The sequence below is a fragment of the Bacillus sp. AFS073361 genome, assembly GCF_002567005.1.
GTDB lineage: Bacteria > Bacillota > Bacilli > Bacillales > Cytobacillaceae > Neobacillus.
This window is the reverse complement of sequence record NZ_NUZU01000228.1, coordinates 43,185-50,419: the sequence shown is the minus strand read 5'-3', so window position 1 is coordinate 50,419 and position 7,235 is coordinate 43,185. Positions and strand designations below refer to the sequence as shown.

Below are 7,235 nucleotides of genomic sequence, written 5' to 3'. Positions count from 1 at the left end.
GGTCTCTCCGGGGGGCAAAAACAGCGGATTGCGATTGCACGCGCCATTTGCATGAATCCGGCGATTCTCATCTTAGATGATTCCACTAGCGCGGTCGATATGGAAACGGAACTTCATATTCAAAGAGCCCTTCGAGAAGTCATGAAGGGGAGGACGACGTTTATTATTGCCCATCGTATTTCTTCACTAAAGCATGCCGATGAAATTTTGGTGCTGGATCAGGGAAGGATCATCGAACGCGGCACACATGAACAGCTGCTCGCCCATGGTGGAGCGTACCGGCGTATCTACAATATCCAATATCAGGATCAGGCAGCAATTATGCAAAAGGCGGGAGGATAAGTGAAACATGGAGGAACAGCGAAAGAAACAACTCATCCTCGAGCGGTTTCATTACTCTCAGGATGAAGTGATAGATAAATCGTTTAACTGGCAGCAGATGTGGCGCTTGCTGCAATACTTAAAGCCCTATACAAAAAATTTACTGCCCCTTTCGTTTATGACAGTGATCATTTCAACCGCCATCCGTTTAATCATTCCGATTTTAATTGGCGTCTATACCCTTGACAAGGCGATTGTTGAAAAAGATACCACCTTATTGCTCCAGCTGATTTTCATCATTTCAGGGTTATATGTTTTATCCTATTTTGTCAATTTGCTAAGAATACGCTGGATGAATAAGCTCGGGCAAAATGTCATTTATGATTTGCGGCAGCATTTGTTTACACATGTACAGTCCTTATCACATAGGTTCTTCGACCAGCGTTCGGGCGGATCGATTCTTGTGAGGATTATGAATGATATTAATTCCCTGCAGGAGCTATTTACAAGCGGAGTGATTAATCTATTAACCGATTTTCTCCTATTGCTGTCGGTTATTATTATCTTATTTTCTTTGAATGCCAAATTAACGATTGTGATTATGGTGATTTTGCCGATCATGTTTTTCATCTCCACCAGCCTGCGAAAAAAGATTCGGCTGCAGTGGCAATCAGTTCGGCTCGTTCAGTCGAAACTCAATTCCCATTTAAATGAAAGCATTCAAGGCATCCGCGTCACGCAGGCCTTTACCCAGGAAAAAGAAAACATTCAATTTTTTAAGGGAGTCAACCAGGAAAACTTTGAAACTTGGAAACAAGCAGTCCATAAAAATGCCATGTTTGGACCGTTTGTCGAGGTCACCAATGCATTGGGGACAGCCATTCTCATCTGGTACGGGGCATTTCTTGTTTCGGGTGGTGAAAGTACAATCGGGGAATTTGTCTCCTTTGCCTTTTATTTAGGGATGTTCTGGGAGCCGATTTCGCGACTTGGCCAGCTGTATAATCAGCTGTTGATCGGAATGGCCTCTTCGGAGCGAATTTTTGAGTTTTTAGATGAAAGACCGCTGGTGTCGGAGGCCTCCAAACCTATGATTCTCTCTTCTATTAAAGGGCAGATTGATTTTGAGGATGTGGAATTTTCCTATGATGGATCAAGAAAGGCGTTAAACGGTATTTCTTTTTCGATAAAAGCGGGAGAGACGGTTGCGCTTGTCGGCCATACGGGCTCCGGGAAGACGACCATTGCTAACTTGGTCAGCCGCTTCTATGATGCTACCTCGGGTGTGGTCAAAATCGATGGTCACCCCATTCATGAATTGTCGATTGCGGGTCTGCGCTCGCAAATAGGTGTGGTCCTGCAGGACACGTTTATCTTTTCAGGAACGATTATGGAAAATATTCGTTTTGGAAATCCGGGAGCCAGTGACGAGGAAGTGATCGCTGCCGCGAAGGTAGTAGGTGCCGATTCGTTTATTAACCAGCTTGCGAATGGCTATCAAACCGAGGTGGAAGAGCGGGGCAATATCTTGTCGGTGGGTGAGCGTCAGCTCCTTTCTTTCGCCAGGGCCCTTCTCGCTGGGCCAAAAATTCTCATTTTGGATGAAGCCACCGCAAGTATTGACACGGAATCAGAGGTCAAGATTCAAAAGGCATTAAGAACGTTATTAAAAGGAAGAACCGCCATTATGATTGCCCACAGGTTATCAACCATCCGGGAAGCCGACAACATTCTGGTTCTTGATCACGGACATATCCTGGAGCAGGGAAATCATGAACATCTCATGGCTAAACAAGGAATCTATTATGAATTAGTGAAAGCCCAATACAAAATGCTTGATCATGGGTGACGAGGAGTGGGACCATGGGGACGGTTCTTGTGCTAGAACCGTCCCTGTGGCATTCAGGCATTTTCTCCCCGCAGCGGGGGACTGGCTTCTTTTTATTCGGTTTTAATAAAGTTCTCAACAACAAAAGCAGAAACACCTAATGCGCTTGAATATTTTCCAAGCCGTGAAAAATCCAAGTGCAGCCCCTTTTGATGGAGCGTAAGAGTGTGTTTTTCAATCGTAGTCTGAATTGGCGGCTCCATCCATTCTTTTGCCAGCGCTAATCGATTGCCGATGATGACCTGATCGGGGTTAAAGGTGTTAATAATATTATTAATTCCATAACCAAGGTATTTACCGATTTTTTCAAAGTGACTCTTGGCCATTTCATTACGACCCTCAGCCGACTGAATCAATGTCTCAAGTGAATCAAAGCCGGGATTTTCCAGAAGGGCATTTTCAGAGGCATATGCTTCCCAACAGCCTCTGCTCCCACAGCTGCAAGGCTTTCCATTGAGATCAATAATGATATGACCCATTTCACCGGAGAATCCATTTTTTCCTTGATATAATTCTTTGTTTATGATGATTCCAACACCGATTCCGATTCCAGCACTGATATAGATGATGTTCTGATAATCTTGACCCGCACCGAATTGTTGTTCACCAATCGCCCCAGCATTCGCCTCATTTTCAATGATTACGGGAACATGGTATAAGTCCTCAAGGTCCTTTTTTAATCCAATGTTGGTCCAGCCTAAGTTTGGAGCTAGCAGGACCGTTCCATTTGTGTTCACGATCCCAGGCACAGCTACACCAATCCCAACGATTCCATACCTGCTGTTAGGCATGGAATCCATGATCGACCCAATCATATCTTGGATTTTGCTTATAATCGCAGGGTAGGGGGTTCGGTTAACGCTTTCATGTTTCTCTAACAAAATATTCCCTTTTAAATCCGTCATCACGCATAGAACGTAATTCACACCGATATCAATGCCAATGGCATATCCGACCGTCTTGTTGAAATGCAGGATCACGGGTCGCCGACCACCGCTGGATTCCCCGGTGCCGGATTCGTAAATAAGTTCCTGTTCCAATAACTCATTTACGGAAGAAGACACTGTTGCTTTATTCAATCCTGTTATTTGGGCGATATCAGCTCTTGATATCGGCTCTTTTTCAATAATCATTTGTAATACAAGGGCTTTGTTATTTCTTTTTACCGTTTGATGATTCCATGTCATGGTTCCCACTTTATAAAAAACTCCTTATTTAGTAGTAAATCAATTTTAACACAAAACTTTGTTTATTGATTATACAATCTTACTGATGCATGCCTAAACTATCTTTTTTGGATGGAAGAAACGAAAAGGTCTGCAAACGTACTCGCATCTGTATAGTAGGCATAAGGCAGAGCAAAGGGTGGTTGTAAGAAACAGTTAGCCTTTTAAAAAAAAAATTAGCATCTTAGTTTGTTAAATGGACAAACTAAATGAAACGTGCTAAATGGCGGCTTATTACTCCAGCACTTTCCTATGAGGGCCGGTAAAGAATACAAACCCACTCAAACGAAAAAGAGTGGGTTTGTATTTTTTATAGTATCTATTTGCGACTCACAGTTCAGATAGTTTTTGCTTTGGCACGAGAAGCATCTAGTTGCTTATTGATATCTTCGACGTCTTTATCTGATAGCGGGTAAAGAGCCATCACAATCATTGAAACGATAGCAAGCACTGCTGGAATCCAGATAGCTGTGATATTGATACCGGAAAGAGCACTAGCCGTTTGTTTCACTGCATGCCCATCGAAGCCATAGGCAGCAAGGAACCAAAGTGGAACGGCACCGCCAAGAGTGAAGCCGATCTTGAAGAAGAGACCCATAATCGCGTTGATGATCGCAGCGTTACGTTTGCCAGACTTCATTTCACCATAAGAGACAACTTCGGGAACGAGTGCCCACATGAAACCAGTTGCTGAAGTAAGACCCCACTGTTTGATGAAGGTTGAAACATAGGCAAGGGTGAGTGAATCATGCATGCCATCTAACGACCATACCCAAGTAAGGATTTCACCAACAACAAACATACCAAGGAAGAAATGGAAAAAACCCTTTTTACCGAAGATTTTCCTTAATTTTGGCCAAAAGACTGGAAAAGCAATACCAGGGATGGAGGCGATGAGACCTACTGCCCCCATCCAGTCTGAGTGGTTGACCGTGTATTGGTTAAAGAAGCCATTCACAGTATTCATGAAGAACATGAAGGTGAAGGCAAGCATAAAGAATAGACCTAGAATAACGAGTGGTTTGTTGTTCTTCAATTCAACGAACAGGTCGGTCGCTTTCACTTCTGCCGATTGTTCCGCCGTTGCGACCACGCGTTCTTTTGTAAGACGGTAGCAGAAGAACAGTGCCACAGCACCAAGTACCATGTAAACCATGTAAACCCCAAACCAAGCGTGACTTGCAGATGCATCTGTATACGTACCCATGTTGATCTTGAGACCAAAGAAACCTGTGTCCTTGGCCGAACGGTCTAATGGGGATGCCATTTGGACAAACATTGGAAACAGTGTATAAACCAAAAGGTTAGCAATATTAGCCAACATCATTCGAGTAGTTGTGATTTTATCGACGGATTCAGGGTCACGTGTAAGTGAAGCATTGAGCGAGCCGTAAGGAATGTTAACCACTGAATAAACCAAGTCAAGCAGAAAGTAAGTGATAAAGGCGATTGGCACTGAACCACGAATGGCTGGAATTGGAACAAAGAGCATCGCTGATAAGATAATAAGTGGAATCCCTGCAATTAGAAGCCAAGGACGATATTTTCCGTTCTTGAAGGTATGTTTATCGACGTAGGTACCAACCATCGGATCCCAGAATACGTTCACGATACGGACAAACAAGAAGATGAACCCAGCTGCTGCCGTACCAATGGCATTAACGGTCGTCAGATAGAGAGCTAGGAATCCTCCAACTGTACCAAATACGAGGTTTTGGGCAAAGTCCCCAAGACCGTAGCCAACTCGTTCAGAAAGGCTGAGCTTATGGTATTCGTTATGTTGAATGTTTTGAGTGTTTTTGTTCATTTGTTTAACAGTTGATTCCATTAAAGCCATGTCAGTCAAATCTCCTTTTTAGCAAAATTTTCAATCACTTATCCGCTTACATTACTAGATATTGGTAGTATCATCTTTTGGAAAAATTGAATCCCTCAAATCTTTTTAAGCCGTTAACCGCTTTCAGAGATGGGTAGAAAATGGTAACCTCTTTTAAAGTGAATTGCTGCATTCGCTACCGATCTAGAAATATTTTACAAACTTAGTTTGTTTATCGGATAAACTAAGCTTTGAGTTAATAGTAACACATGTCTTTTAAATGAACAATATACAAGTTAATAAATTTTTTTGAAATAATAAAATGAATGAATAAAACCCCATTTGCTGAAGTGAAACTCCATTCTGTGGCGAATCTACAAAAATTAAAAAAGCCGATTCCAATTTGAAATCGGCGCAATCACTAAAATTAACTAACTGGCTGTGTTATTTATTGCTAGGGAAGGCAAAGGATAGATCACTATTATCACTTGATGATAACCAACGTTCTGAAACTGTTTTGGTCTTTGTATAGAACCGTGCTTGATCTGGGCCAAACATTTGCCCGTCGCCAAATCTTGAGCCCTTAAAACCAGCAAAGTTATGAAAGCCGACTGGAATTGGAATTGGTACATTCACCCCGACCATTCCTACATCAATTTCAGTCGTGAATTTTCTGGCTGCCAGCCCATTATTGGTATAGATGGTTACACCATTGGCTAATTCTTGCTGATTAATTAATTGGATTGCTTCTTCTAACGTATCAACACGGACAATATTACGAACAGGGCCGAAAACTTCTTCATCATATATTTTCATACCTGGTTTCACATGATCAAGCAATGTTGGGGCCAGGAAGAATCCTCCGTCATTTTTGGTAATGTCTTGATTACGTCCATCACAAACGAGGATTGCCCCTTCTTCTTCACTGAGGTCTATTGCTTTTAAAATGTTTTCTTTTGCTTGCTTGGAAATAACGGGGCCGTAATCTGCACCGTCTGTAAAAGCACCAACTTTTAAGCGGCTAACCTTTTCTTTTAAAATTTCTACCAAGCGGTCCGCCGTTTCTTGCCCGACCGGCATTAATGTAGAAATGGCCATACACCGTTGTGAGGCAGCGCCATACCCTGCACTGATGAACGCATTCGCTACTTGTTCTAAATCAGCATCAGGCATAACGACCATATTATTTTTTCCGCCGCCTAAGGCAACCACACGTTTGCCATATTTAGCGCTCGTTTCATAAATATAGTGGGCTACTGGTGTCGACCCGACGAATGAAATCGCCTGCACAGCTGGATTTTCAAGTAGTTCATTTACCGCCTCTTTATCGCCATTGATGACTGTCCAAATTCCATCTGGCAGGCCTGCTTCTTTCCATAATTCACAAATATATAAAGCGGTCATAGGTACACGTTCAGAAGCTTTTAAAATAACTGCATTTCCAACGGCTACGGCCATGCTTGTTTGCGCTAATGGCACCATGATTGGAAAATTGAAGGGAGAGATGGCGGCCACTACACCAAGTGGATATTTTGCTGAATAGGCATTAATCTGTCCGCCTACATTTACGGAATATTCGCCTTTCATGAAATGAGGCGCATTCATCGCTAAATCAACTGATTCTAATCCACGGGTAATTTCACCATTTGCGTCTTCTTCTGTTTTCCCGCTTTCGATGCAGATTAATTCGATGATTTTATCTTTATTTTCCTTTAGCAAGTTGCGGAAATTCAAGATAACTTCTGCCCGCTTCGCTACGGAGAGATCACGCCATGCCGGAAAGGCCGCTTCTGCTTTTTTTATGGCACCTTTCACTTCATTAGAGGAAGCTAACGGTACTTTCGCAATGACTTCGCCTGTTGCCGGATTGAACACTTCTGAAAAACGGCCGCTTTCACCCTTAGTCATTTTTCCATCAATAAAATGCGTAAGTTCTTTCACGTCAGTTATGTTTGTCATCTATTCGTTCTCCTTTCGATTTGAA

At 42.6% G+C, this 7,235-nt stretch carries 5 protein-coding genes; 2 read left to right on the top strand and 3 right to left on the bottom strand.

The genetic code is table 11. The features are described from left to right. Together COJ96_RS27810 and COJ96_RS27805 are read left to right on the top strand one after the other, a co-directional pair. On the top strand, positions 1 to 342 hold a 342-nt coding region (locus COJ96_RS27810; protein ID WP_142333105.1), incomplete at its 5' end, for an ATP-binding cassette domain-containing protein. Positions 343 to 349: 7 nt separating this feature from the next. After that, on the top strand, positions 350 to 2,170 hold the full coding sequence (locus tag COJ96_RS27805; RefSeq protein WP_098576893.1) for an ABC transporter ATP-binding protein: 1,821 nt from the start codon (positions 350 to 352) through the stop codon (positions 2,168 to 2,170). A gap of 92 nt (positions 2,171 to 2,262) precedes the next feature. Here COJ96_RS27805 and COJ96_RS27800 read toward each other — a convergent pair whose 3' ends face one another. From COJ96_RS27800 to COJ96_RS27790, 3 genes are all read right to left on the bottom strand, one after another. After that, the gene (locus COJ96_RS27800; protein WP_180230287.1) at positions 2,263 to 3,396 is read right to left on the bottom strand and encodes an ROK family transcriptional regulator; all 1,134 of its coding nucleotides are present in this window, start codon (positions 3,394 to 3,396) and stop codon (positions 2,263 to 2,265) included. 376 nt (positions 3,397 to 3,772) lie between these two features. Further along, positions 3,773 to 5,272 (bottom strand): MFS transporter, encoded by a 1,500-nt coding sequence (locus tag COJ96_RS27795; protein ID WP_257148661.1) that lies wholly within the window; start codon positions 5,270 to 5,272, stop codon positions 3,773 to 3,775. Between the two features lie 423 nt (positions 5,273 to 5,695). Then, a complete protein-coding gene (locus tag COJ96_RS27790; protein WP_098576887.1) occupies positions 5,696 to 7,210 on the bottom strand; it encodes a CoA-acylating methylmalonate-semialdehyde dehydrogenase in 1,515 nt (504 codons plus the stop codon). Between the last annotated feature and the right edge of the window lie 25 nt (positions 7,211 to 7,235).

What these genes read in the sequence shown, in the direction of transcription:
- COJ96_RS27795 (WP_257148661.1), bottom strand. Translation starts at nt 5,272, where the DNA reads ATGGCTTTAATGGAATCAACTGTTAAACAAATGAACAAAAACACTCAA.
- COJ96_RS27805 (WP_098576893.1), top strand. Translation starts at nt 350, where the DNA reads ATGGAGGAACAGCGAAAGAAACAACTCATCCTCGAGCGGTTTCATTAC.
- COJ96_RS27800 (WP_180230287.1), bottom strand. Translation starts at nt 3,396, where the DNA reads ATGACATGGAATCATCAAACGGTAAAAAGAAATAACAAAGCCCTTGTA.
- COJ96_RS27790 (WP_098576887.1), bottom strand. Translation starts at nt 7,210, where the DNA reads ATGACAAACATAACTGACGTGAAAGAACTTACGCATTTTATTGATGGA.